The sequence below is a fragment of the Gorillibacterium sp. sgz306347 genome, from assembly GCF_059735245.1.
Genome location: NZ_JCAPET010000026.1, coordinates 45,518 through 71,993, shown reverse-complemented (window position 1 = coordinate 71,993; position 26,476 = coordinate 45,518). Strand labels below are relative to the sequence as shown.

Here is a 26,476-nt window from a genome sequence, read left to right as displayed (position 1 = left end):
CGGAAGAGTCGAACGTCGCCAAGCAACGGAAGAACCTGTGCAGCTGCGCAGGTTTTTTTATTTCTGCGGTAAGGTGGAGGATCTTTTGGCGAAGGCAAAGGCGGGTATTATGGGCATTTTATAAAAATACATAGGGTCTGTGACGGCCGAAGGCAACCCTTAAACGGTTACCGGAAGTCCCGTTGCGTCCCGGCTGATCCATTTGTTTTATCGCGCTGCAAAAGGTTTCTTGACACAAAAAATAGCCTTTTGTTAAACTTGCAATAATATACACAGGGCTTTTTTTCAAAACAAAAGGGAGGCTTCCATACAGTGTGGGAATCCAAGTTTCAAAAAGAAGGATTGACGTTTGACGATGTGCTTCTGGTGCCGCGCCGCTCGGAGGTTTTTGGTCCCAAGCAAGTGGACGTGTCCACCCGGCTGGGCAAAACGCTGAAACTGAACATGCCGTTGATCAGCTCGGCCATGGACACGGTCACGGAGGCCGTCATGGCCATCGCCATGGCGCGGGAAGGCGGTCTCGGCATTATTCATAAGAACATGTCCATCGCCCAGCAAGCCGAGGAAGTGGACCGGGTCAAGCGCTCGGAAAGCGGGGTTATCACCAATCCTTTTTCCCTCACGGCAGACCATCATGTTTACCATGCCGAAGAGCTGATGAGCAAGTATCGCATTTCCGGCGTGCCGATCGTGGATGAAACCAAAAAGCTGATCGGGATCATCACCAACCGCGACCTCCGCTTTGTCCATGACTATTCGATTAAAATCAGCGAAGTCATGACCCGCGAAAATCTGGTGACGGCACCGGTAGGAACCACGCTGGAGGAAGCCGAAGTGCTTCTGCAGCAGCACAAAATCGAGAAGCTGCCGCTGGTGGATGAAAACTACATCCTCAAAGGCCTGATTACCATAAAAGACATCGAAAAAGCGATCCAGTTCCCGAATGCTGCGAAGGATGCGCAAGGACGGCTTGTCGTCGGAGCGGCCATCGGCGTTTCGAAGGATTGGAAAGAACGCGCCGAAGCCCTCGTGAACGCTGGCGTCGACGCGATTGTGGTGGACTCGGCGCACGGTCATCACATTAACATTTTGAATACGGTAAAAGGCTTGCGGGAGACGTACCCGGACCTGCTCATCATTGCCGGAAACGTCGCCACCGCCGACGGAACCCGCGACTTGATTGAAGCCGGCGCTTCCGTGGTCAAGGTGGGCATCGGCCCCGGCTCCATTTGCACCACCCGCGTTATTGCCGGCATCGGCGTTCCGCAAATCACCGCCATTTACGACTGTGCCACGGTAGCCCGGGAATACGGCGTGCAAATTATCGCCGACGGCGGGATCAAATATTCCGGCGACATCACCAAGGCTTTGGCTGCGGGAGCGGATGTTGTAATGATCGGCAGCCTTCTGGCGGGCACGGAGGAAAGCCCCGGCGAGTTCGAGATCTTCCAGGGACGCCGGTTCAAGGTGTACCGCGGCATGGGCTCGATCGGCGCCATGAAGGAAGGCAGCAAGGACCGCTACTTCCAGGAGGACGAAACCAAGCTGGTCCCGGAAGGCATTGAAGGCCGCGTCCCTTACAAGGGACCGCTTAAAGATACGATTCATCAACTGGTAGGCGGGCTGGTGCAGGGCATGGGCTATTGCGGCACCCGCAACCTGGAAGAACTCAAGCTGGACACCACATTCATCCGGATTTCCAGCGCGGGTCTCCGGGAGAGTCATCCGCACGATGTGCAGATTACAAAAGAAGCGCCCAATTACTCGCTGTAAGAAGAGCCTCTATATACAAAGAGGAAAGGCCGGGGAGCAAAATCCCCGGTTTTTCTTTTGTTGGATAAAGGCCTATGATACAATAGGGAAATGAAATTTAGAATCGACGTGGGAGTGTGAATGGTGAAACGGTTTCATGGTATGAAGAAAAAGTTGGCGTTGGTTTTGGCGATTTCTTTTGTCGCCCCTCTCTTATCCGTAAAAAATTCGGCGGTTGAAGCCGCACCTAATGTAGAACCGAGCGCCAAAGCGGCGATTTTGATTGAAGTGGAAAGCGGGCAGGTGCTTTACGAAAAGAATGCGGACACGCCTCTGCCTCCGGCCAGTATGGCCAAGATGATGACCGAATACATCGTGCTTGACAAAGTGGCGAGCGGGGAGCTGACCATGGATACCATGATCCCGACCAGCCATTATGCCGCCAACGTCGGCGGGTCCGGCGGGCTGTTGGCCGAAGGGGATGAGCATACCGTTCAGGACATGCTGTACGGGCTGTCCATTAACTCGGCGAATGACTCCAGCGTGGCGTTGGCCGAAGCCATAGCGGGAAGCGAAGCCAAATTTGCCGAGATGATGAACCAGAAGGCCAAGGAAATCGGCCTTTCCGACACCACGCGTTTTACGAGCGCGACCGGCCTCATTCGTGACGATATTTCCGATCCCGAGCTTCGCAACAATCCGCTGGAAGGCGAAACGCTGATTTCGGCCCGCGATGTGGCCAAGCTGGCGGCTTCGCTGATTAAAGCGCACCCGGAGGTGCTCGAATTTACCAGCATTTCGTCGAAAAAATTCCGGGAACGGGACACCACGGAAATGCTCAACTGGAACTGGATGCTTCCCGGCCGAACCGAGAAATACGGCTATGAAGGAATGGACGGACTCAAAACCGGCCATACGGATGAAGCCGGCTGGTGCTTTACCGGAACCGCAAAGCGCGGCGATATGAGACTGGTGAGCGTCGTCATGAATACGACTCCTCCCGGCATAAGCAACCCGGACAACAATCAGCTGGAGGGCAGCCGGTTTACGGAAACCCGGAAGCTGCTGGACTTCGGCTTCAACAACTTTGAGATCAAGACCGTCGTGCAAAAGGATGCCGCAGTCGAAACGCTGCAAACCGTCCCGATCAAAAAAGGCGTCAAGAAGTCGGTCCCGGTTATGACCGGCGAAGACGTTACCATGGTTGTATCAAAAAGCATGAAAGAAAGCGAAATCGTAAAAACCGCTACTCCGGTCGAAGAAGGAACTTTGATCGCGCCGATTAAGAAGGGCGACGAAGTGGGCACCATGACAGTGAAATACGGAAAGGTCGAGAAGACGATCAAGCTGGTCGCGGCGGAGGATGCCAAGAAAGCCGGCTGGTTCCGCTTGTTCTTCCGCAGCGTGGGCGATTTCTTCTCCGGCCTCGGCAAGAAAATCAAGAGCTGGTTTTAACGGCCCGAGCTCATCTTTGTTGAACAGGGTTAGCAAGCAAGCCCGATAATCTGTCTCCTTGGGAGGAGTTTCAAGTGTTTGACGTTAAGCTGCTGAGAAACGAATACGAAACGGTGAAGCAGGCGATGGTAAACCGCGGGAAGACGCTGCACGACATCGACCGGTTTGCCGATCTGGACAAAAACCGGCGGGAGAAGCTGCAGGAAACGGAACAGCTCAAAAACCGCCGCAACGTCGTGTCCCAGGAGGTGGCCGCGAAAAAGCGCGCAGGGGAGGACGCCGAAGGGCTGATTCTTGAAATGCGGGAGGTTTCGGACCGCATCAAGGGCCTGGACGATGAAATCCGCGTGCTGGAAGCCGACCTGAACGACCTTTTGCTGGCTCTTCCGAACGTGCCCCATGCCTCCACCCCGGTGGGCGGCTCCGAGGAGGAGAACGTCGAGCTGCGCCGGGAGGGAACGCCGCGCGAATTCGGCTTCGCGCCGAAAGCCCACTGGGATATCGCGCAGGAGCTCGGCATTCTGGATTTTGAAGCCGCAGCGAAGGTCACCGGATCGCGATTCGTTTTCTACAAGGGCTTGGGAGCGCGGCTTGAGCGGGCGCTGATCAATTTCATGATGGACCTGCACAGCGACCGTCACGGCTATGAAGAAATGCTGCCTCCTTATATCGTCAATCGCGAAAGCTTGACCGGAACCGGGCAGCTGCCCAAATTTGCCGAAGATGTCTTCAAAATTGAGGGGACCGAATACTTCCTGATCCCGACCGCCGAGGTCCCGGTGACCAACTATCACCGCGACGACATCCTGACGGCTGATGACCTGCCGAAGAAATTCGTTGCCTTCAGCGGCTGCTTCCGCTCCGAAGCGGGATCGGCCGGGAGGGACACGCGCGGTCTCATCCGGCAGCACCAATTCAACAAAGTGGAGCTGGTGAAGCTCGCCAAGCCGGAATCGTCCTACGAGGAGCTGGAAAGCCTGACGGCCGACGCGGAGCAAGTGCTCAAGCTGCTGGGGCTTCCTTATCGCGTGCTTTCTCTTTGCACCGGGGATCTCGGATTCTCCTCGGCCAAAACCTACGATCTGGAGGTTTGGCTGCCGAACAGCGGCATGTACCGGGAAATATCCTCCTGCAGCAACTTTGAAGACTTTCAGGCGCGCCGGGCGAACATCCGGTTCCGCCGCGAGCCGAAAGCCAAGCCGGAATTTGTGCATACCTTGAACGGCTCGGGTCTCGCCGTCGGGCGTACGCTGGCCGCCATTCTGGAAAACTACCAGCAGGAAGACGGAAGCGTAGCGGTGCCCGAAGCGCTGCAGCCGTATATGGGCGGTGTAAAAGTAATCGCCAAAAAGTAGTGGTTGTGACCGCCTTTTGACTGTGGTAAAATTGCATTTGCCGCGTTTGCCTTTTCCTGACCGGAAGGCGGACGCCGACCCGGAGAGGTGGTCGAGTGGTTTATGGCAGCGGTCTTGAAAACCGCCGTGTTCGCAAGGGCACCGTGGGTTCGAATCCCACCCTCTCCGCCATATTGATTTGCATATGAAACCGTTCTGATGCCGGCGCAAGCTTGGCAAAGAACGGTTTTTTATACTTTCTTAAAAATTTTTATTCATCTTTTGGGACGAAGATTCGATATATATTGTAAGATAAAGGCAGTACATCCTGGTTCACTGAGCTCACAATGAGGTGACTGCATGAAGCGATGGCGCATACCCGGCATTTTTTTGTTTGTGTTTTGCTTCAGTATGGCGTGGTTTGATCATGGACAATCCTTCGCCGATAGCAAGCCGGTCAAAAACGTTCTCCTGCTCAATTCTTATCACAAAGGATTTGAGTGGACGGACGACCAAACAGCCGGGATTGAGGAAGCCTTTTTGCAATCCGAGCAGCCGCTGACGTTGTATACGGAATATCTGGACTGGAAAAGGTTCCCCGGAACGGCCGGAGAGAAAGAGTTTGTTGCCGCCTTGTACGAAAAGTACCGGACCATTCCTTTCGATTTGATCCTGTCGACGGATGACGCGGCGCTGCAGTTTGCCCTGGATCACCGAAAAGAGGCGTTTTCCAATGCGCCGATTGTGTTCAGCGGGTTGAATTCGGTGTCAACGGAGAGAATGCTGCAGGGCGAAGACCGGGTGACCGGCGTGGTGGAATCGATTGATCCGCGGGGAACGCTTGAATTGGCGATCCAGGTCCAGCCTGCTTTGAAAAAGGTCTACGTAGTATTCGACAATTCGGAAAGCGGGCTGTCTACCGGAGAGATTGTCCTTCAGGAAGCCAACCGACTCGGATTGGAGGCGATTGCACTCAACAAAGCAAGCCGGCAGGAGCTCCTTGAAACGGTGCGCTCCGCGGAGAAAGACAGCATCGTACTGATGACGACTTATTACAGCGACGCCTCGGGACGGATCGTGGAATTTGGCGAAATCTCGCGTCAGTTGAGCGACGCTTCGGCGGTGCCCGTTTACCATCTCTACGATTTTGGGCTGAAGAGTGGAGCCTTCGGCGGCAGTCTGATCAGCGGCAAGCGGCAGGGGGCGGAGGCGGCCTCTTTGGGGCTGCAGCTGCTTGCCGGCGACCTTCCGGTTATCGTGAAGAATTCGTCCGAGAGCGGCTTGCGGAAAGCGTTTGAATACACGCAGCTGGAGCGGTACGGCATTCCGTTGTCCGCTGTGCCGAAGGAAGCGGAGGTGCTGCACGAACCGTTCTCTTTCTACAAAACTTACAAATGGCTGGTGCTTGGAGTATTGGCCGTGTTTGCCGTAATGGTGGCTTTTTTGCTGGTTCTGGTGCTTCAGATCCGGCAAATCCGCAAAGTACGGCGTAAGCTGACCGAGAGCAACGAACGGTTCCAACGGGCGGCGGCCGGCTCCGACTCTGTCATTTGGGAGATTAATTTGGCAAACGGGGACTACTACCTGTCCCGCCGCTGGTACGAGCTGCTCGGTTATGTGAAAAGCTCCTTTTCTTTCACGGGGGCAGGGTGGGACAATTTCATTCATCCCGACGACCGGCCGGAAGCGGCAGCCAGGAGAGAAGCCCATTTGCGGGGGGAAACCCCTGTGTATGACGTGGAATACCGCCTGAGGGCAAATAACGGAGAGTACAGATGGTTTCAAGTAAGGGGGAAAATAACGCGCGACCGGGAGGGAAATCCGGCCCGGCTTACCGGTTCCATGACCGATATCACCGAGAGAAAAACGATGGAGACCAAGCTGCAGGCCAGCTATCAGGAACTGGAGACCACCTACGAGGAATTGTCCGCCATGCAGGACGAGCTGACCGAGCAATACGAAAAGCTGGTGGAAAACCAGAGCGTGATCAAGCAAAACGAAGAGCGGCTGCATGAGCTGGCCTACCGCGATGAAATCAGCGGCCTGCCCAACCGGCTGTCGCTGCTGGAGACCCTGAAGCAATTTGCGGGTTCGGACAAGGGCCTGAGGGGCGTTCTCTTCTATATCGACATCGACAACTTCAAATACATCAATGACACGATGGGCCATCCGTTCGGAGACCGGCTCTTAAGCCGAGTCAGCCGAAGGCTGACCGCTTTGACGGACGGCGTCGGCCTGATTTTCCGTCCGGGCGGCGACGAGTTTGCCATCTTCCTGGAGGCGGCTGCCGACGCGGAGGAGGCTTCGCATTATGCCGGTTACCTGCTGAGCGCCTTCAAGCAGCCCTTCGAGGTGGAGGGGAGCCATGTGTATCTCTCCGCAAGCGTTGGAGCCGCGCTGTACCCCGAGCATGGCGCAAGCGCGGACGACCTGCTGAAGAACGCGGATGTGGCGATGTATTACGCCAAGGAAATGCAAAAAGGCGGGCATATGCTATACAGCTCCTCGATGCAGCAGTCGTTCGACAAGCGGATGACGATCGAGAAGCACCTGCGGGGCGCGCTGGAAAACGGCGAGCTGTCTTTGCACTATCAACCGCAGTTTAACCTGAAGACGGGGGAAATTTCCGGCTTTGAAGCTTTGATCCGTTGGAACAATCCCGTGCTCGGACAAGTCTCCCCGCTTTCCTTCATTCAGGTGGCGGAGGAGTCGGGCCTTATCGTTCCGATCGGAGAATGGGTGCTGAAGACCGCCTGCCGGTTTGCGAAGGAGCTGCAGGACAGCGGCTGCCGGACGTATCAAATTTGCCTCAACATTTCGGTGTTCCAGCTGATTCAGGACGATTTTGTGGACATGGTGCTGCATCATCTGCGGGAAACGGGGCTGGAGCCCTGCCTGCTGGAAGTGGAGATTACGGAATCCATTTTTATGGAATCCATTGAGAACATTATCAAGAAGCTCGACCGTCTGAAGGAAGCGGGCGTCCGCATCGCGCTGGACGATTTCGGAACGGGATATTCCTCGCTGAGCTACCTGAAGCAGCTGCCGATTACAACGCTGAAAGTGGACAAATCGTTTATCGACAAAATCCCGGACGTGGAAAAGGAACGGTCGCTCACTGATTCCATCCTGATGCTGGGGCATCAAATGGGCCTGGAAGTGGTGGCCGAAGGGGTGGAGCGGGAAGAGCAATTCGACTACCTGCAAAAAACCGAATGCGACAAAATCCAGGGGTATTACATCGCCAAGCCGCTGGCCCAGCACGATGTCGCCCGCTGGATCAAGGAAGCCCCCTACCGCAAATACAAGCATACATAAACGCTGCCCGTTTGGAACAGGTTATAAGCGGGAGGTGGCTTATACGTGGACCATGAACTTCAACCGACCATCGACGCGAAGCTGATTGACGCCTGGCAGGCCGGACTGCCGGAATGCCTGAACCCGTCGGATAAAGCCGAGGTTCGGGGAGACGAAGCGGACCCGGACACCCTGCGGATTCACATCGACACCGAGGGCCGCAGCGGGTACACGTTCGACTTTGCCGTCCGGTATAAAGACGACCGGGAAATTGAAGTTTCTTTTACGGATGTGGACAAGGACAATCGTTCGGTAGACGAGCATACAGAGGAAATCCAGTCCCTGATCGAAGATTACGTGCGTCATATCCATGAATGCGCCCAACGCCTGCAGCGGTTGACGCACGCTTGACCACCACAGGCAGGGGATGACTGTATCTGCATGAAAATCCCCGCCGTTCAAAAGGAGGTGTCCGGATGCCAAAGGACATTCCGCAGCCGACCAATCCCCCGACGGGGAATGAGAAGCGCGACCGCAACAACCGGCCGCAGGAGCCGCTGTCGGGCTCCAAAAGCGTGAAAAATCGCGTTCGCCAGACGAAAAGCGAGGAAAATTGAAGAACCAGCCGCCACAAAACAGTCAAAAACGGCGCTTCTGCGGAAGCGGCCGTTTTTTATTTGATTGACAGCCTTCCGGATGTGATATACTGTTTATATTAACATAAACAGTTCTTAAATGGGCTGGATGGGGGTTTGACAAGATGGAATGGACCCGAGTACGCCGCTTCGTCCGGGAGGAGTGGCACCGCTCCAAATACGGTTATATGGCGACGCTGGTCTTTATTCTTTTTTTTGCCGGCTATCCGGAGCTTATGATCTGGCTGTTTGACGAGGACGAAGGAAGGCTCAGCGAGTTTCTCCGGGACATGATGTATATCGCCGGCACGCTGACCATGGGAACCTGTTACCGGAAACAGCATTTTAAATGGAAAATCAACTCTGCCGCGCGCAGGTTTTTGGCGGTTCAAATGACGCTTCCCGTTCGTACGCAAGAAATTGTAGCGGGCCGTTTGCTGCTGATGGGCATCGCCGTATGCGGCTCCGGGGCTGTCTTTTTCGGCACCCAGTTTGCCTTTTCGGCTCTTCTCCGGGGCGAATTGGACGGACCGAAAACCGCGGCGTATATCTTGTTTTGGCTGGGCATTGCGGCCGTTTGGGGCGTTCTGTATCTCTTCATGGAGCTGACTTGGTCGGGGGCCCGCTACCTGGTGGTGAACATTGCGGTAACTGTGCTTGTGATGGGCGGCATGACGTTTCTCTCCTGGAAAGGCTTTTATCTGGTACCCGAAGTTATCCGGCTGATTCAAAGCCATGGCTTATGGGCCGCCGCGTTATCTCTTCTTGCCGCCGCCGCTGCGGTCGGCTGGCTCGGACCCCGAATCGGCAGACGGCTCGACAGCCGCGATTTTGTGTAAAAGGAGGGGAGGTCTATGCGCATTCCGATCCGTATTTCGCAGGACAGCGCCGAGCCGATGTATCATCAGATCAAGGAGCAGCTCCGCGAGCTGATTTTCAGTCATGAGCTGAAAGAAGGAACCCTGCTTCCGTCGATCCGGGAGTTTGCCGCAGACCTCTCCTGCAGCGTGATCACGATTCGCCGGGTGTATCAGGATCTGGAGAATGAGGGACTGATCAAAACCCGCCAGGGGACGGGCAGCTTTGTCGCTCATGTCGAGGAACAGCGGCTGGAGGAAAGCCGGATGAAGCGGATGGAGGACGCGCTGCGGGAAGCGGTGGAGCTGGCCCTCCGGATGAACGGAACGCCGGAAGAAATTCGGATGACGGTGAACCGGCTGCTGGAGGAAGCCGGACCGGAGAGGGAGGAGAGCAGCGATGAGAGAGCATAAGGAGCAAATCCCGCTGCAGTTCAGCGGAGCAACCAAGGGACGGGGAGACGGGTTTCGCTTTGGCCCGGTCGATTTTGCGGCGGAGGAGGGGGCGGTAACCGCCCTGTTGGGCCCGAATGGCTCGGGAAAGACGACCCTGTTTCATTTGGCCATGAATTTGCTGAAGCCTGAATCCGGCAAGGTGGAGCTTTGGGGCGGCGCTTATCCGGGGGATGAAGTGGACATCAAGAAGCGAATCGGGTATGTGCCGGATCTTTCGGATTACACGGAGTTTGCCAAAACCCCCGATGCGCTGGGCAAACTATTTGCGGGCTGGTACGAGCAGTGGGACGATTGGTATTATCATGAGCTGCTGGAGCGGCTGCATGTGTCCCCGACGATCCGCCTGAGCAAGATGAGCAAGGGAACGGAGCGCAAGCTGGCCTTTTCGCTGGCGCTGGCGCACAGCCCGGACCTGCTGCTGCTGGATGAGTTTTCAGCGGGCGTCGATCCGTTTTCGCTGCGCGAGATGCATCAGATTCTGGCCCGCTACATGGAGACCGGCACGCGGACCCTGATCTTCTCTTCGCACAACCTGGAGGAAGTCCGGCGGCTGGCGGATTACGTCGTGCTGCTCTCGGGAGGGCAGCTGCTGGGCCGGTACGAGAAGGATGCGCTGAGTGAAAGCTGGCGCAGAATTTGGGTTGAGCGGCTTCCCGCCGATGTCGGACGGTGGCCGGGGGTCGTCCGGGTGGAAACAGACCCGCCGCGGCTGGTCTGCCGGGACGGAGCCGAAACGGAACGGTCGCTCGCCGAAAGCGGCATTCGGACGACACACCGGCAGCCGTTGGAATGGGACGAGCTGCTGGGCTTTCTCATTGAGGAAGCCGCTCCGTCCCAAAAAGTTTAAGTGCGGCATCCGTCAAGTTACGGCTGCCGAAAAGCTTGCCGATAACGCGCCGCTTGCAGCTGCATCGGGGCGGGAACAGAGAAAAGAGCCGGTCCGCGTACGAATAATCGTACCCGGAACCGGCTCTTTGAGTTTCAACGTGGACGGTCGGGAAAGAGGTTAAGCGTTTTGCCTCCGGTAGAGGTCGGCGAGAAAACGCACCAGCGTATCGGCGAGCTGTACCGGCGTTTCCAGCATGCTCATGTGCCCCGCGCCCTCCAGCGTCACACGGACGATGTTTTCTTTTTCGACGGTAAAGGTTTTTTCGGGCGGGACCACGCCGTCCCGTTCGCCCGCTACCAGCAGCACCGGGACGGAGGCGTTCTCCAGCACGCGGTTCCGGTCGGGCCGCCGCTTCATACCCTCCTGGGAAGCGGCGGCGCCGTGCGGCGATGTGCCGCGGCCGATTTCGACCGCCCGCTTCACCTGGTCCTGCTGCCGGATCAGGTTCTCGGGAGCAAACAGCTTGGGGACCAGCCCGTCGACAAACGCCCCGATGCCGGATTCCCGGATGGTGGCGATGCCCTTGTCCCGGTTGGCCCGCCCTTCATCTGTGTCTGGCCGAGCAGTGGAATGAATCAAACCGAAGCCGGCCAGCCGGTCGGCGTAACGCTCCGCCAGAGCCAGCGTGATATACCCGCCCAGCGAATGGCCGAGCACAACCGGTTTTTCGTCAAGCGCCAGGTGATCGATCAACCCGGCGATATCGCCGGCGAAGGCCTCCATCTCATATACGTCCTCGTCGGGAGCGGACGATTGGCCGTGCCCCCGCAGGTCGGGGACAATGACCCGGCAGCGTTCGGCCAGCATCGGCACCACCCGCTCCCAGTAGAGCGAGCTGCCGCAGAAGCCGTGCAGCAGCACGAGCGGAACGCCGCTTCCCCAATCCCCGTACGCAAGGGAAACTCCATTATGTTCAACCTTGTGCCAAGCCATCGTCTTCCGCCTCCAATTCCTCGATCCGTACGGGTTTTCCCGTATGGGCCGAAATGTTGGCGGCCAAGGTAATGCGATGCGTCCGCAAAGCGTCCTGATAGTCGGAACGGATGACCGAACGGTCGCCTGTCCGCAGGGCGTGAACGAACGCTTCGTTTTCTTTGTACAGCGGGTCGCTCGCGTTTTTGTATTCCGTCACCAGCCCCGGGCCCGTGACCTTCAGGCAGGATTCGCGGATCTCCAGAATTCCCTTGTCCGTGTAGAGGTCCAGCCCGACCCGATGATACGTGGGCAAAAGACATGTGTTGGATACGGTGGCCGCCGCCCCGCTCTCCAGCTTCATCGTGACGGTCCCCACGTCATAAATGTCCACGCCCTCCACCTGCTCGTGCATGACCCGGCGGCTGTACGCGGCGTAAACCTCCGTAACCTCTCCGCAAAGAAGGCGGAGCATATCGGTCATATGGGTCGTTTGCTCGACAAACTGGCCGCCCGAGCTGGCGTAGGTGATCCACCAGTCGGCCATCGGCATCGTGCCCATCCAGTAGCCGAGGGCCATGCCGACCGTTTCGCCTTCCAGGAGCGTGCGGGCCCGTTCGACGGAATCCAGGTAGCGCCAATGATAACCGACCGAGGTCAGCAGGTTGGAGCGGCGGACCATTCCCGCGATCCGGCTCGGCAGCCCGTTGTCGACGCCAAGCGGTTTTTCCACTAGAAAGGGAATGCCCCGCTCGATCAGGGTTTCCTCCAGCCCTTCATGGGAGCTAGGGGGAACGCAAATATAAACGGCGTCCAGCTTCCGGCCGTCGAGCATATCGGCGAGCGATTCATAGGCTTTGGCGTCCGGCCAGGCTTGAGCCGCCTGCTCGGAATGTGCCAGGTTCGCCCCGGTAAATGCGGCGGCGGTAACGCCTTCGATTTTGGCGAGTTGGTTCTGATGCGCCTGGGAGATGCCCCCGGTGCCGACAAAGCCGATCTTTAACGTCATGGGATCGCTCCTCTCCGCAATGAAAGTCTGATTTTATTATACGTATCTTGTCCGCCCGGGCAAACCGCTTCACGCCCGCCGGTGATGGGCTTCTTTCGTTCAAATGAGGAGTCAAGGGGCCGGATCGCGAAAGGTATTGGCCGCTTCGGTGAACTCAGAGCGGCTTTTGGCAAATTCGTCGGTCAGGGTCCAGAAAATAATTTGGTGAAAACGGTCCGGGGTTTCAATCGTCGTCACGAGGTAAGTGAGAGAAACGCCGTCAACACGGCCTTGAAGCTCAAACTGCAAGGCGGCATGGCCGCCGGCGTGGACCGCCCGGGGATCGGTAAAAACCGGCTGGCGGACGGAAGCCTTCATTCTCCCTCCGCGCACAAGCTCGGTGTAATTCTGCAAAGTGGTATCCGGCGGAAAACCGCCGGCATCCTCCGAGATCACGGCCAGAAACCGGGACTCCCCGGCTTTGCTCGCCTGAATGGCGGCGTCGGGGACCAGACTGGTTTCGGCTTTCCAGCCGGCCGGAAGGGTGATCCGGGATTCGCCTTCCGGACTTTCCAAAAGAAGCGGCGCGTCTTCCGGCTGTGTCGTGCCGGAGGGGAGGCTGCCGCCGGGCGGAACGTCTGCGCCGGAAGCTCCCCCGTTGACCGCCGCGGCGGATGGGGATTCCGGCCGGGACTCCGCCTTCGCCTCGGCTCCGCCAAAGGGGAGCACCTCATCTGTCAGCAGGATGGAGGAAGCTTGCTCCTCGGGTTGGGCGGGCAAGGAGAGGACCGAGTCCGAGCCGGAATGCGCAGGCGCCTCGCAAGCCGACAAAAGCATCCCGGCTCCGAAGGCCAGCAGGACGATAGCGGACGGTTTGCGTGATCCGTCCATGGCCATCCCTCCTTCGAACGGATGCTTTTGCGCAGAGAATGTACACACCTTTACCCTGGACGGGCGCGGTTCAAACACGGGTGGAAACGTCCGGGACGTTTTTCCGAGTATTGAAATAATGAAAGCTTGGCTTTATGATGAGTACAAATCGTCGCGCCGTCCCGGTTAAAACAGCATATTCCCCAGGAATGAAACCGCTTTATTCCGGCAGGCCGACAAATGGAAAGCAGGAGAGGAAAAGATGAAGTACAAGAACCCGATCATTCCCGGCTTCTATCCGGACCCCAGCGTATGCCGGGTCGGAGACGATTATTATCTGGTCAACAGCACGTTTGAGTATTTCCCGGGCATTCCGGTTTTTCACAGCAAGGACCTGGTGCACTGGGAGCAGATCGGCCACTGTCTGACCCGGAACAGTCAAGTCCGGCTGGAAAAAGGGTACCCGAACGGCCTCGGCATTTATGCGCCGACCATCCGTTACCACGAAGGGCGCTATTACGTCATCAGCACCAACATCGCAGGAGGCGGCAATTTTCTGGTTTGGACCGACGATCCCTACGGCGAGTGGTCCGACCCGGTCTGGATCGATTTGCCGGGCATCGACCCCTCCCTCTTTTTCGACGAGGACGGGAAAGTGTATTACACCGGGACATCCCAGACGATTTACCTGTGCGAGCTCGATGTGAACACCGGCAAGGTGCTGAGCGAGCCGAAATCGATCTGGGCGGGGACGGGCGGGGCCGATCCGGAAGGGCCGCATCTGTACAAAATCGGCGGCTATTACTACCTGCTGATTTCCGAGGGGGGAACTTCCCAGGGGCATATGGTAACGGCGGCGAGGAGCCGGACCGTCGACGGGCCTTACGAGCCTTGCCCGAGGAACCCGGTGCTGTCCAACCGCAGCATGCCTTTGCCGGTGAAAGCCACGGGACATGCGGATCTGATACAGGCGCACGACGGAAGCTGGTGGGCCGTCTGCTTGGCCATTCGGCCGGTTCCCTATCCGGAGCGGCATCACTTGGGCCGAGAAACCTTTTTGGCGCCGGTGATGTGGGACGAAGAGGGCTGGCCCGTGATCGGAAACAAGGGCACCATCGTGCTGGAGATGGAAGCGCCCTGCTTGCCCGAAGTAACCTACCCCAAAAAAGCGGTCCGGGATGATTTTGACGCCGGAAAACTGGACCTTAGCTGGAATTTTATCTACAATCCCAATGATGAGCTGTGGTCGCTGGACGAGAAGAACGGATGGCTGGCCTTGCGGGGCAACGCCGTCAGTCTGAACGACCAGGAGACCTCCGCCTGGCTGGGCAGGAGGCAGCAGCACATGGACTGCTCCGTCCGGACGCTGCTTTCGTTTGCCCCTAGGAGTGACGGGGAAGAGGCGGGGTTAAGCGTGTTTCTCAACTGCGACCACCATTATGAGATCGCGCTTGCCCGGGTGGACGGCCGGAGGTCCATCCTCTTCCGCAGAAAGATCGGAACCCTGTGGAAGGTGGAGCAGTGCGTCCCTTATGAGCACGACCGCGTGATTTTGGGTTTGGACGCCAGCCCGACCATGTACCGGTTCAGCTACGCGCCGGAGGGCGGCGAACCCGCACCGCTGGGTGAAGGGGAAGTCCACTATTTGTCCACGGAAGTGGGCGGGAAGTTCACCGGGGCCTACATCGTGCTGTATGCGACCGGCAACGGCAGGGACTGCGCGAATGCGGCTTATTTCGATTGGTTTGATTACAACCCGTTGGCGGATTAGGTGTTTGGCTTAGCAGTGAGCCGCTCAAGCTGGAAAAAATAAAGCCAAGGGAGCTTCCCCAAAGGAGCTCCCTTGTTGTTTACCACTTCGCAAAAATAATTCGGAGTCACTACCTTAATGAAAAGGCTAGGGGATGTATTCTTTCCGGTCTGGTTACAGAACCTCGTTATTGGGCATAAAAAAACCGCAGTCAGCCGACTGCGGTCTGTTTCTTATGTATGGTCGAGACGACAGGATTTGAACCTGCGACCTCTTGCTCCCGAAGCAAGCGCTCTACCAAGCTGAGCCACGTCTCGATGGGTTGTTCACCCGCCGGTTTTAACACCAGCAAAAAAGATTATATCACATCGGATAGAAAAAGCAAACCTTTTTTCGCAAGCAATCAAAAAAGATTTTTGAAAAAGCATGAAAAAGGGATTGAAAGTTCGGGCGAAGGGGAGTAGAATGGTCCTCAGAACAAATTGACCAAATTGGACATTTAGTCACTTTTCGTCGAAGGAGGTGAAACCGATCGCTACCATAGACAGAAGGCAGGCTGTACTGGACGCCGCCGCCCGCTCTTTCAGCATCTTCGGCTACAAAGCCACCACCATGGACAAAGTAGCCCGCGACGCCAATGTGGGCAAGGGAACGATCTATACGTTTTTTGCCGACAAGGATGAGCTGTTTCGGGCCATCATGGACCGGTTCATTCAGCAGATGAAGCAGGTGGCGGAGTCGGTGCTGGACGAGCAAACGTCCTTTTTTGAAAATTTGCATCAGGTGCTGCTGGCGATGGTCCGGTTCCGCGAATCGCATGAGTTGACCATTCAGCTGACGCACGAGGCGCGCAACATGGGCACGCCCGCGGCGGCGGAGGCGCTCGCCAGCGTGGAGCAGGCGATCATCGGCTTTATCCGCCGGGAAGTAGAGCGGGCTTTGGCGCGGGGCGAAATTCGGCCGTGCGATCCCGAGATCACCGCTTTCGTCATGCTGAAGCTTTACGTCGCCTTTGTATTTGAGTGGGGCGAAAAGCACGGCAAGCTGCAAAACGAGCAGATCGCCGAGCTGTTCCGCTTGTACCTGATCGAAGGGCTGGCTTTGCCCCAAGACTGACGGGACGGGGGAAAGCGGGACGTTCCTCCGCAGGAAAACGCAAGAACGCCGATTGACTACAGACGGCTGGCAGCCGAAAAGAGAAATTTTATCATCAGAAAGGATAGGGCAGGAAACCGATGAAAACAAAATCGTTAGGCAGTGAGCTGTCGTCCATTGTCCGCAACAAAAAGGTATTGATCCCGCTTATCGCGGTGCTGCTGGTGCCCCTTATGTACTGCGGGATGTTCCTGTGGGCGTTTTGGGACCCGTATGACAAAATGGATGTGCTTCCCGTGGCGGTCGTCAACAGCGACCAGGGAGCCGAGTTTAACGGAGAGTCGATGAACGTCGGCCAGCAATTGGCGGACAAATTAAAGGAAAGCAAGGATTTTGACTGGCAGTTTGTCAGCAAGGAGAAGGCGGAAAGCGGCCTGTCCAGCCGGACGTACTACATGGCCATTGAAATTCCCGCCGATTTCACCGAGAAGGTCACGACCGTGCTCGACGATCAGCCGCAGCAGGCCGAGGTTTATTACCTTCCGAACGAAAGCTATAACTTCCTGGCCGGTCAAATCGGCAAAACGGCGATGGAACGGATCAAGGGCGAGCTTTCCCGGAATGTGACCGAAGCCTACACCCAAGCGACGTTCGAAAGCGTGCAAAAGCTGGCGGACGGCATTGGGCAAGCGGGAGACGGAGCCAAGAAACTGGCCGACGGCTCCCAGCAAGTGGACGAAGGCATTCAGACGGTCAAAACCAACCTCGAAAAGCTGACCTCGGGCGCCGGAGAACTGGCGAGCGGCGTCAAGCTGGTGGATGAAAACACCGCCAAGCTGGCGGGAGGAGCCGCCCAACTGGATGGCGGTCTGCAAACCCTGGACGGCAGCGCCGGGCAGCTGGCGAGTGGGGCGACCGAGCTGAAGAACGGAGCCGACGCGCTGGGCGACGGCCTCGACAAGCTGGTACAGGGCGCGGCGCCGCTCAAGGCTGGCGTGAGCGCGCTGAAGGACGGCGCGGGCGCGCTCAGCGGCGGCATCGACGAGCTGCACCAGGGCGCCGGGACTTTGGCCGGCGGGCTGGGGCAGCTCGCAGAAGGCGGCGGCAAGCTGTCGGCCGGAGCCGCGCAGGCGGCGGGCGGAGCGGGCGAGCTGGAGAAGGGCCTCACGGCTTCCAAGGAAGGCATGGCGAAGCTGTCCGCCGGTTCCGACGGCGTGACAGGCGGCCTGGAAGCCTACGCAAAGGCCCATCCGGAGCTGGCGGAGGACCCCGGCTTTGCGAAACTGCTCGCGGCGAGCAAGAGCGTCAGCGAAGGGCTGAAATTGGCCGCCGAGGGGCAGGATAAGCTGTCCGCCGGAGCGCAGCAAGTGGCCGCCGGTACGACCCAGCTGCAGCAAGGGCTCGATCAGCTGAACAGCAAGCTGAAAGAAGCGCAGGGCGGCGGCGAACAGCTCGCGGCCGGAAGCGCCAAGCTGCAGGCGGGCGCGGGCCAGCTGACGGCAGGCATCGACCGCCTGGCGGACGGCGCGGACCAGCTGATTGCCGGTGCCGGGCAGCTGCAGGCGGGCACCGCCAAGCTGTCGGCCGGTGCCGGGAAACTGGCGGACGGCACGAGCCAGCTGACCGCCGGTACGCACAAGCTGGCGACGGGCGCCAGCGAGCTTCACAACGGCGCCGAGCAGCTGAGCGCCGGTACGGCGAAGCTGGCGGGCGGAGCGGATCAAGTGGCGAGCGGCGCGGGACAGCTGGACGAAGGCGCCGGCAAGCTTGTTGACGGCGCATCCCAGGTCGCCAGCGGCAATGCCGAGCTGGCCGACAAGCTGGGCAGCGCCGACAGCGAAACCGGCAAGCTGAAGCTGAGCGACGCCAACATGGCGATGTTCGCCGGACCGGTGGAGATCAACGAACAGAAATTTACCGAAGTGCCGAACTACGGCACGGGGTTTGCGCCTTACTTCATTTCGCTGGGGCTGTTCGTCGGAGCGCTGCTTCTGACGATTGTCTTCCCGATCAAGCAGCCTGCTGCGGCACCCAAGAACGGCTTCAGCTGGTTCACCAGCAAATTCCTGATTGTAGTGGGCGTTGGCACGATCCAGGCGCTGGCGCTGGACCTCATCCTGCTCACGGTGCTTGGCCTCAAGGTGCAAAGCATACCGTTGTTCCTGATGATGTCTATCCTGACGAGCATCACGTTTATGACCATCATTCAGTTCCTGGTTACGGCCTTCGCCGATGCCGGACGGTTTGTGGCGATCATTCTGCTGATCCTGCAGCTGACCACCTCGGCCGGCACCTTCCCGGTGGAGCTGCTGCCGAACTTCCTGCAGCATTTCCACAAGCTGCTCCCGATGACATACTCCGTCTTTGGCTTCAAGGATGTCATCTCCAGCGGCAACTTCACGGCCATGTGGGAGAACGCGGGCGTCCTTCTGGGGTACATCGGCGTATTCGCCGCTCTCACCCTGACGTACCTCGTGATCACCTTCAGCCGAAACTGGGCCGGCGAACGGGAAAACCATGAAACCAACCTGGCGATGTAACAAGCCGCTCCGAGCGGACGCCAAAGCCGCCATGCCAAAGCGCATGGCGGCTTTCTTATGTCCATCGCTCACGTTGCCTTACCCGCCGAATGTCATACGAACAGCGCTCCGCTTTGGACGGATGTCACTACCGGACGCCGTTCGGATTTTATATCCTGAGAAGGCGTAAGAGCTGCTCCGTGCCCATTCGTTCCGTATTCAAAAGGGCACGTTTTGTCTCGCGCCCCGATTTGCGCTAAAATGGATAAGATCGATTCGCCAATCCTCCAATGTTCCGCTAAACCAAACAAAGAAAGGAAGTGACCGAATGGACATTTTAAAAGCAATTATTCTGGGCATCATTGAAGGCCTGACGGAGTTTCTTCCTGTCTCTTCAACCGGCCATATGATTTTGACCGCCCATCTTCTGGACTTTACCGGAGAACGGGCCAAAACCTTTGAAATTGTCGTACAGCTTGGTGCGGTCCTGGCGGTCGCTGTCCTCTATTGGCGCAAATTTATCGATTTGCTCACGGTGTTCACCAAGAGGGCCCGGGAAGAACGCAAGCATCGCCTTAACCTGCTGCACATCATTCTGGCCATGATTCCGGCCGCCGTAGTCGCTCTCCTGCTGCACGGATTTATCAAAAAATATCTGTTCGGGCCGGAGCCCGTATTGGTCAGCCTCATTGTGGGCGGGATTCTGATGATTGCGGCCGAACGCTCGAAGCGTAAAGTCACCTCGCCCGAAGTAGACGACATTACCTACAAGCAGGCGTTTGGCATCGGCTTGTTCCAGGTGCTGGCCTTCTGGCCGGGCTTCTCGCGGTCCGGCTCGACGATTTCCGGCGGGATTTTCCTCGGCACGAGCCAAAAAGCGGCGGCCGAGTTTACGTTCCTCGTTTCGGTGCCGATTATGTTCGGCGCAACCGGCTATGACTTGTACAAAAGCCGGGAGCACCTGGCGGTGGACGATTTGGGGATGTTCCTCGCCGGTCTGGCCGCTGCGTTTGTCGTCGGCATGATCGCGATCGTCGGCTTTCTGAAGCTGATCAAGCGCGTCAAGCTTTCCTATTTTGCCTACTACCGGTTCGTGCTGGCCGCGGTGTTTTACTTCTTTGTCATCCGCTAATTCCAGTTTGCCCAAGTGTCCTACATAAATAACCCGCCGTTCCGAGTGTTCGAGCTCCCGTACTGCAAAGGGGCTTCCCGGAATAGGCGGGTTAATCTTTATAGCGGCTTTCTCTCCTATGCGGCAAACGGCTGCCGGCCTCCCCGGATTCCCGGCGATTACGGCCGGAGTCTTCCGAAACGGCCCGACTTAGTCCTCGTCCTTTGCCGTGTCCAGATCTTCCAAGGGATCTTCCTCCGTGCGCACGTTGCCGATGATCTCCACACGCCCGATGCGGTGCTCCTCCCGTTCGCGCACGATAAAGGTCAATTCCCCGAACGGCTGTGTCTCTCCTTCGCGTAGGTGCGGGAAATGCTCCAGAAGCCAGCCGCTGATCGTGTCGACGTCTTCGCTGTGCAGGTTCACGTGCAGCAGGTTGTTGACGTGGGTTAAGGAAAGCTTGCCGTCCACGATGACGTGATTGTCCCCGACCGTCTCGATGTCCGGTTTTTCTTCCGTGTCGAATTCATCCCGGATTTCGCCGACGATTTCCTCGATGATGTCCTCCAGCGTGATCATCCCGGCCGTTCCTCCGAACTCGTCGACCAGCAGCGCCAGATGAACCTGCTCCTTTTGCATGCGGGTCAGCAGGGTTTTGACCGGAATGGTTTCGGGTACGGACAAAATCGGGTGCAGGAGCGTCGAAAAGTCAAAGTTGGGGTTGTCGTCGTATTCCAGAAAAAATTGCTTCGTGTTGACCATCCCGATGACCTCGTCCTTGCTGCCGGCGATAACCGGGAACCGGGTGTATTTCTCTTCCTTGATGGTCCGCAGGTTTTCCGCCAGCGGTTGCTGGGTCGACAGGCACGCCATGTCCATGCGGGGGATCATGATCTCGCGGGCCAGCAGGTTATCGAAGTTGAAGATCCGGTCCACGTACCCGAATTCCTCCCGGTTGATTTTGCCGCTTTCGTAGCTTTCCGAAAGAATGATCCGCAGCTCTTCCTCCGAGTGGGCTTCCTCTGCCTCGGTGGCGGGCTTGACGCCGAACAAGCGGACGATGCCGTTGGCGGAGCCGTTCAGCAGCCAGATAAACGGGTACATGATTTTATTGAAAACAACGATGGCCGGGCAAAAAAGCAGACAAATTCGCTCGGTTTTGCGGATGGCGAACGTTTTGGGCGCAAGCTCGCCTACTACGACGTGAAGAAACGTAACGACGATAAAGGCGATGAGAAAAGACAGGATGGAAGTCAGCGTTTCCGGAACGTGCAGGCTTTCGAAGAGCGGGTGCAGCAGCCGCTCGACCGTAGGTTCGCCCAGCCAGCCGAGTCCCAGCGCGGTAATCGTAATGCCCAGCTGGCACGCCGAGAGGTAGCCGTCCAGGTTATTGACAACCTTTTGCACGGACAGCGCGTTTCTTCTGCCCTCCGCCACCATTTGGTTGGCGCGGCTTGGCCGCAGCTTGACGACGGCAAATTCGGTAGCGACGAAGAACGCGGTCGCCGCGATCAATAGGACAAACAAGACAAGGCTCACGCTGATACTCAACTTGCATTCCTCCCGTGTAAGGTAAGTGAATGGATAAAAACGGTTGCAGCGGGAGCCTGTTGCAGCCGTTCACGCCCGCGTGCCGCTTCTTTGACAGGGTATGGCAAACCTTTTATGATGAAAGCAGGCCGGGCTCCCGGGGCGGACAAGGTCAGCCGAAACCGGGAGTCCTGAGAGTTAAATAACCGATTCGGGAGTCCGTCAAACGGCAATGGCTGCCCGGTACGGCCGAACCGCGGGAATGGCGCAAAAAACGCTTTGTTCCCCGAAGCCCCTTTTTTGAACCCCCGGATCTTGGGTAAGGATATCGTAATCGTAGTCAGCTGGAGGGGTCGATGTGAAATCCTGGCGGTTTTTCAGGTTTATCCTGGCGGTAATCGGCATTTTGCTGATTATTTTCCTGGGGCACAAGGTCAGCTTTATTTTTCGGCCGTTTCTTTCGTTTGCCCGCATCATGATTGTGCCGCTGATGATTTCTCTCTTCCTGTATTATCTGCTCCGGCCCGTTGTGGATTACATGGAGAAGCAAAAATTAAAGCGGATGTACGCGATCCTGATTCTTTACCTTCTGTTTGTGCTGATCATCGCCGTGCTGTCGCGCAGCGTGTGGCCCTATTTGCGGGATCAAATCCTGCTGTTCGTCAACAGCGCGCCTACGTTTATGGAGAACCTGCGGGATCAGTACGAACGGCTGCAAAGCAACGGGTACCTGTCCAAGCTGTTTCCGGAAAGCTCGACGGGAGAGCTCCCGCTTTCCGATTACCTCGACCAGGGCTTTAACATGGTTTCGAATTACGTCGCCAGCTTGAGCGGGTTCATTTCCAGCTTTGTCATCGTGGCCGGTACGGTTCCGATCCTGCTGTATTACCTGCTGAAGGAAGGACGCAAGCTGGGGCGCATTCTGCTGCGGCTCGTTCCCCGCTCGTACAAGGCGGAAGCGAAGGACATGCTGGTGGAAATCGACTCGGCGCTCAGCAGCTTTATCGTCAGCCGCGTGCTGATTAACGTAGCGCTTGGGGTCATGATGTTCATCGGCTTCCTGATCATTGACCTGCCTTACGCGCTTCTGCTGACGCTGGTTTCCATCGTGCTGAATTTTATCCCGTATGTAGGCGCACTGCTCGCGGCCATTCCGGTCGTGATCGTCGCCTTTATCGAGTCGCCGATGCTGGCCCTCTGGTCGATCATTATTATTGTCATCGCGCAGCAAATTCAGGACAACGTATTGTCGCCGATGATCTATGGCCGCAGTCTGGAAGTCCATCCGATGACCATCATCGTGCTGCTGCTGATCGGCGGCGACCTGTACGGCATCATGGGGATGCTGCTGGCAATTCCGATCTATATGGTGTTAAAGATCATCGCCAAGCGGGTGTACAAGCTGTTCCTGGCCGACAAGTTTGATGAAATAGTCGGCTAGTGCGCCGAAGGATGCCGGGTAGCGCTATTGAAAAAGCAGGTCCTGCGGGCGGCTGTGAAGCCCGGGAGGACCTGCTTTTTGTATTCATCGCCGCAAACGGACGGCCGCATCAGGATTTGCTCAGCCAGACGCGCATCAGCGAAAACAGCTGGATCAGGTTGACCGGCTTGCTGATGTAATCGGACGCCCCCGACCGGAGCGCCTGCTCCCGGTCCTGCTTCATGGCTTTGGCGGTCACCGCGATGATCGGGAGCTGGCGGAAGGCCGGTTCCTTGCGGATCAGCTCGATGGTCTCGTAGCCGTTCAGGTCGGGCATCATAATGTCCATCAAAACAAGGTCTACAGCGGGCTGCCGCTGCAAAAAACGAAGGCATTCTTCGCCGCTGTAAGCGGAGTACACGATCATTCCCTTTTGCTTCAGGGGCTGGGACAGCGAAAAAACATTGCGCGGGTCGTCGTCGACAAGGAGAACCGTTTTGCCGCGGAAGGCCGCATCCGGGTCGTCCTCGGCTGCCGCATCCGGATCGGAAGGAGCGGACACCGGTTCGTCGGCCGCCGCCGCCGTTTCCGCAATGACCGCCAGCGCCGCGGCTTCGCTCGGGTTTTCCAGGGCGGGGAGGTACAGCGTAAAGACGCTTCCTTCCCCTTCCCGGCTGCTCAACGCGATGCCTCCGCCCAGCAGGCGGGCCAATTCGCGGGAGATGGAGAGCCCGAGGCCGGTTCCGCCAAACTGCCGCTGGATGTACTCGTCCCCTTGGTTAAAGGCGTCGAAGATCTGTTCCTTCTTGTCTTCGGCAACCCCGATCCCGGTGTCCGTCACTTCAAAGGCGATAAAGCGGTTGTAGGGGAGGACGGGAAGCTCGGGCAGGTCGATGTCCTCCCGGTTCACGAGCGTCATCCGAAATCTTACAAACCCGTTCCGGGTGAATTTGATCGCGTTTGAGAGCAGGTTGTTGACGATTTGCTGAACCCGCTGTCCGTCGGAGTAAATCAGATCGGGGACGGCGCTTTCCTTTTCCACCTGGAGCGGGATTCCCTTTTGCTGTGCCAGGGGAGAGAACAGGCGCTCCACGGTGCCGGGCAGCTCGCTCAAATTAACCGGGCCGAAATCGATGTTCATTTTGCCCGCTTCCACTTTGGACAGGTCCAGAATGTCGCTGATCAGCTTCATCAGATCGTTGCCTGCGGAATGGATCATATGAGCGTATTGCCGTTCTTCCTCCGTCAGCGTGCCATTTGCGCTTTCGCTCAGAAATTGGGAGAGAATCAGCATGCTGTTCAAAGGGGTCCGAAGCTCATGCGACATGTTGGCCAAGAACTCGGATTTGTAGCGGGAGCTCAGCTTCAGCTCCTCGGCATACCGCTCGATGTCTTCCTTGGCCTTTTCGGCTTCGTTGGATTTTCGGTTGGCGAGGCCGATCTGCTGCGCAAGCTGCTCGTTGACCGCATGGATTTCCTCCGACTGGGACTGGATTTCTTCCGCCTGAACCTGCAGATCGACGTAGAGCTTTTGCGTTTCGCGATACAGCTGTTCGATTTTTGCCGCGCTGACCGTAGTGTGGAGCGCCGCTCCAAAAGCGGCCGCCACCCGGCTCACGTATTCCAGCTGAAGGGGACCGAATGTCTGGAGCGAAGCCAGCTCCAGCACCGCCAGCACTTTGTTCTCAAAGGCGACGGGCAGAAGCAGCAGGCACTCCGGCGCCGATTGGCCGAGTCCCGAACGAACGGTTATGTAATGGTCCGGCAGCTCCTGAAGCAGCAGCCGGCGGTTTTCTTTGGCACATTGGCCGACTAACCCCTCTCCGGTGCGGAAAGCCGCCTCGGTTTCGGTGTCCGAATCGTTCCGGATGGAGCCGGCGTAGACAGCGGTACGGACGTATCGTTCCGGGGCCGAATCATCCCCCCGGACATAAAGGGCTCCATAGGGAGCTTCCAACTGCTCCGTCAGCTTCGAAAGAAAGGTCTCCGCCAGCCTCTTTACGTCACTCACGCCTCCAAAGGAAGCGGTGGTCTCCACCGTGCCGCGCTCCAGCCAGCTTTGCTGCTCGTACCGGTCCAGCAATTGGTTTGCGGTGCGGGCCAGGTCGCCGACCTCATCCGAATGCTTCACTTCTATGCGCGCGCCCGTTTCCCGCGATTCGGCGATTCGGCGGATGGCCTCGGTCACCTGATGAATCGGATTCACGATCGACCGGGCCAGGAAGAAAGCGACGGTCAGCGTCAACAGCGTAACGGCGATCCAGATGGCATACAAGAGCACGATCAGGTCGCGGTTGGCCTGCTTCTGCCGGTCAATGCGTTCGCTGCTCAAGTCATTTTCAAATTGGCGGAAGGTTTCAAATTGGGTCCGCAGGGTGTCGAATTTTGCTTTTCCTTCGTTGCTTTCAAAGGAAAGGCGGATTTCGTCCTGCCGGTCCTGCTGTTTCAGTGTAATCAGGCGGTCCCCGATGGTATCCACCCAATCCTCGATATTTGCCAAAATGGCTTCCAGCTGCCGCACTTGCTCGGGGTTGTCGGAAATAAGCTGCCGCAGCTTGTTGTAATCCTCATGCCATTCAATTTTTCCGGCGTTATACGGATCCAGGTATCGAAGGTCTCCCGTGATCAAAAAGCCGCGCTGCCCGGTTTCCATATCCAGCAAATGCTTCTCGATCCGGTTGGCCAGGTCGTTTACATTCCGGTCATGCGTCGTAATGGTCTCCGTGGTTCGTTGCATGGTAGCCGTCCGGTCGTTCACAAGCAGAACGGACAGACCCAGACAGAGGATCACCAGGACGTACCCCAGCACAATCTTGGTCCGTATGTTCGTTCTCCAGTAGCCTAACAAATATCCGGCCCCCCATCCATTCTTTTCCTCCGTTACTTATCTTTCATTATATACATATTCCTAGTATTAGGATAGAAATAAAAACTTCGGAAAGGGGAAATCTGCTTTTATGGCCGGGAAGGTCCGGTATAGCAGAAACCGGCGTTTCGCATAAACTGAAAGAAAAAATCTCGTATGTTCCAGCACGCCAAAAGTGAAGGGGCAGCACTCGAGGAGAAGGGAACGGGATGGACAAAACCCAGCTTTTTGTCGTTACGGGGGCATGCGGCTCCGGCAAGACGTCGGTTATTCCGGATTTGCGCCGCATGCTCCCGGGGACCGCTGTTTTTGATGCCGATATTCTGGGCAATGGAACGTGGGAAAGCAAAGGGAAATGCTGGCTCAAAGTGGTGCTTTCACTGACAGACAGCCGAATTCCGACTGTATTGTGCGGCAACATGAAGCCTTCGCATTTCGGCCAACTGCAAGATTATCAAAAAATCGATGAATACTATTTTCTCAATTTGCACTGCAGCGACGAGGTCCGCCGGGCCCGGCTGGAAGCTCGCGGTTGGGATGAGTGGATCATTGAGGCGTCGAAGTTATTTGCCGACGATATGCTGACCGTCCTCGGGACGTTTTATCCTCCGATCCCGCTTGTCGATACGACCGCCACTCCGGTGCACGAGGTTGCCGCCCGCATCCGGGACTGGGTGATGCAGTACCGGAATCCGGTTGAATAAATGAACAAACCAAGATGAAAAAATAACCAAAACCCC

20 protein-coding genes and 2 tRNA genes are annotated in these 26,476 nt (G+C 57.3%); 16 read left to right on the top strand and 6 right to left on the bottom strand.

Annotation, left to right across the window (positions count from 1 at the left end):
• The first annotated feature begins 312 nt into the window (after positions 1-312).
• The 10 genes from guaB to AC6I6H_RS14730 all read left to right on the top strand — a co-directional run bounded on the left by guaB (position 313) and on the right by AC6I6H_RS14730 (position 10,633).
• Positions 313-1,773: an IMP dehydrogenase gene (guaB, locus tag AC6I6H_RS14775; protein WP_497954657.1), complete on the top strand. Its 1,461-nt coding sequence runs from the start codon at positions 313-315 to the stop codon at positions 1,771-1,773.
• A gap of 123 nt (positions 1,774-1,896) precedes the next feature.
• Positions 1,897-3,207: a D-alanyl-D-alanine carboxypeptidase family protein gene (locus AC6I6H_RS14770; protein WP_497954656.1), complete on the top strand. Its 1,311-nt coding sequence runs from the start codon at positions 1,897-1,899 to the stop codon at positions 3,205-3,207.
• Positions 3,208-3,281: 74 nt separating this feature from the next.
• On the top strand, positions 3,282-4,562 hold the full coding sequence (gene serS / locus AC6I6H_RS14765; protein WP_497954655.1) for a serine--tRNA ligase: 1,281 nt from the start codon (positions 3,282-3,284) through the stop codon (positions 4,560-4,562).
• Positions 4,563-4,643: 81 nt separating this feature from the next.
• Positions 4,644-4,733 (top strand) — tRNA-Ser (locus tag AC6I6H_RS14760).
• 168 nt (positions 4,734-4,901) lie between these two features.
• A complete protein-coding gene (locus tag AC6I6H_RS14755; protein WP_497954654.1) occupies positions 4,902-7,859 on the top strand; it encodes an ABC transporter substrate binding protein in 2,958 nt (985 codons plus the stop codon).
• Between the two features lie 45 nt (positions 7,860-7,904).
• Complete coding sequence (locus tag AC6I6H_RS14750; RefSeq protein WP_497954653.1) at positions 7,905-8,249, top strand: hypothetical protein; 345 nt, start codon at positions 7,905-7,907, stop codon at positions 8,247-8,249.
• Positions 8,250-8,314: 65 nt separating this feature from the next.
• Positions 8,315-8,455 carry a small acid-soluble spore protein P gene (locus tag AC6I6H_RS14745; RefSeq protein WP_497954652.1) on the top strand — a complete coding sequence of 47 codons (141 nt, stop codon included), beginning with the start codon at positions 8,315-8,317 and terminating at the stop codon, positions 8,453-8,455.
• 143 nt (positions 8,456-8,598) lie between these two features.
• Positions 8,599-9,312 (top strand): hypothetical protein, encoded by a 714-nt coding sequence (locus AC6I6H_RS14740; protein ID WP_497954651.1) that lies wholly within the window; start codon positions 8,599-8,601, stop codon positions 9,310-9,312.
• Between the two features lie 15 nt (positions 9,313-9,327).
• Entirely contained in the window at positions 9,328-9,744 is a 417-nt protein-coding gene (locus AC6I6H_RS14735) for a GntR family transcriptional regulator (RefSeq protein ID WP_497954650.1), read from the top strand.
• Complete coding sequence (locus AC6I6H_RS14730; protein WP_497954649.1) at positions 9,731-10,633, top strand: ATP-binding cassette domain-containing protein; 903 nt, start codon at positions 9,731-9,733, stop codon at positions 10,631-10,633. Before AC6I6H_RS14735 ends, AC6I6H_RS14730 begins: the two co-directional genes overlap by 14 nt.
• Positions 10,634-10,792: 159 nt before the next feature.
• Here AC6I6H_RS14730 and AC6I6H_RS14725 read toward each other — a convergent pair whose 3' ends face one another.
• The 3 genes from AC6I6H_RS14725 to AC6I6H_RS14715 form a co-directional block, all read right to left on the bottom strand.
• A complete protein-coding gene (locus tag AC6I6H_RS14725) occupies positions 10,793-11,608 on the bottom strand; it encodes an alpha/beta fold hydrolase (RefSeq protein ID WP_497954647.1) in 816 nt (271 codons plus the stop codon).
• Complete coding sequence (locus AC6I6H_RS14720; protein ID WP_497954646.1) at positions 11,589-12,596, bottom strand: Gfo/Idh/MocA family protein; 1,008 nt, start codon at positions 12,594-12,596, stop codon at positions 11,589-11,591. The genes AC6I6H_RS14725 and AC6I6H_RS14720 overlap by 20 nt, the downstream gene beginning before the upstream one ends.
• A 111-nt stretch (positions 12,597-12,707) precedes the next feature.
• A complete protein-coding gene (locus AC6I6H_RS14715; protein WP_497954645.1) occupies positions 12,708-13,466 on the bottom strand; it encodes a hypothetical protein in 759 nt (252 codons plus the stop codon).
• A gap of 241 nt (positions 13,467-13,707) precedes the next feature.
• Between AC6I6H_RS14715 and AC6I6H_RS14710 the strand changes: the two genes are divergently transcribed.
• Entirely contained in the window at positions 13,708-15,216 is a 1,509-nt protein-coding gene (locus AC6I6H_RS14710) for a glycoside hydrolase family 43 protein (RefSeq protein ID WP_497954643.1), read from the top strand.
• Between the two features lie 219 nt (positions 15,217-15,435).
• Here the strand turns inward: AC6I6H_RS14710 and AC6I6H_RS14705 are convergent.
• Positions 15,436-15,512 (bottom strand) — tRNA-Pro (locus AC6I6H_RS14705).
• Positions 15,513-15,726: 214 nt separating this feature from the next.
• Here AC6I6H_RS14705 and AC6I6H_RS14700 point away from each other — a divergent pair.
• From AC6I6H_RS14700 to bacA, 3 genes are all read left to right on the top strand, one after another.
• Positions 15,727-16,311, top strand: a complete 585-nt coding sequence (locus tag AC6I6H_RS14700; RefSeq protein WP_497954662.1) for a TetR/AcrR family transcriptional regulator — start codon at positions 15,727-15,729, stop codon at positions 16,309-16,311.
• Positions 16,312-16,430: 119 nt separating this feature from the next.
• Positions 16,431-18,830 (top strand): YhgE/Pip family protein, encoded by a 2,400-nt coding sequence (locus AC6I6H_RS14695; protein WP_497954642.1) that lies wholly within the window; start codon positions 16,431-16,433, stop codon positions 18,828-18,830.
• Between the two features lie 307 nt (positions 18,831-19,137).
• The gene (bacA, locus tag AC6I6H_RS14690; protein ID WP_497954641.1) at positions 19,138-19,941 is read left to right on the top strand and encodes an undecaprenyl-diphosphate phosphatase; all 804 of its coding nucleotides are present in this window, start codon (positions 19,138-19,140) and stop codon (positions 19,939-19,941) included.
• 189 nt (positions 19,942-20,130) lie between these two features.
• Here the strand turns inward: bacA and AC6I6H_RS14685 are convergent, their stop codons facing one another.
• Entirely contained in the window at positions 20,131-21,471 is a 1,341-nt protein-coding gene (locus tag AC6I6H_RS14685) for a hemolysin family protein (protein ID WP_497954640.1), read from the bottom strand.
• A 337-nt stretch (positions 21,472-21,808) separates the two neighbouring features.
• Between AC6I6H_RS14685 and AC6I6H_RS14680 the strand changes: the two genes are divergently transcribed.
• A complete protein-coding gene (locus tag AC6I6H_RS14680; RefSeq protein WP_497954639.1) occupies positions 21,809-22,891 on the top strand; it encodes an AI-2E family transporter in 1,083 nt (360 codons plus the stop codon).
• Between the two features lie 109 nt (positions 22,892-23,000).
• Here the strand turns inward: AC6I6H_RS14680 and AC6I6H_RS14675 are convergent, their stop codons facing one another.
• Positions 23,001-25,718 carry a CHASE3 domain-containing protein gene (locus tag AC6I6H_RS14675; RefSeq protein ID WP_497954638.1) on the bottom strand — a complete coding sequence of 906 codons (2,718 nt, stop codon included), beginning with the start codon at positions 25,716-25,718 and terminating at the stop codon, positions 23,001-23,003.
• 227 nt (positions 25,719-25,945) lie between these two features.
• Between AC6I6H_RS14675 and AC6I6H_RS14670 the strand changes: the two genes are divergently transcribed.
• The gene (locus tag AC6I6H_RS14670) at positions 25,946-26,440 is read left to right on the top strand and encodes an AAA family ATPase (protein ID WP_497954637.1); all 495 of its coding nucleotides are present in this window, start codon (positions 25,946-25,948) and stop codon (positions 26,438-26,440) included.
• The last annotated feature ends 36 nt before the right edge of the window (positions 26,441-26,476 follow it).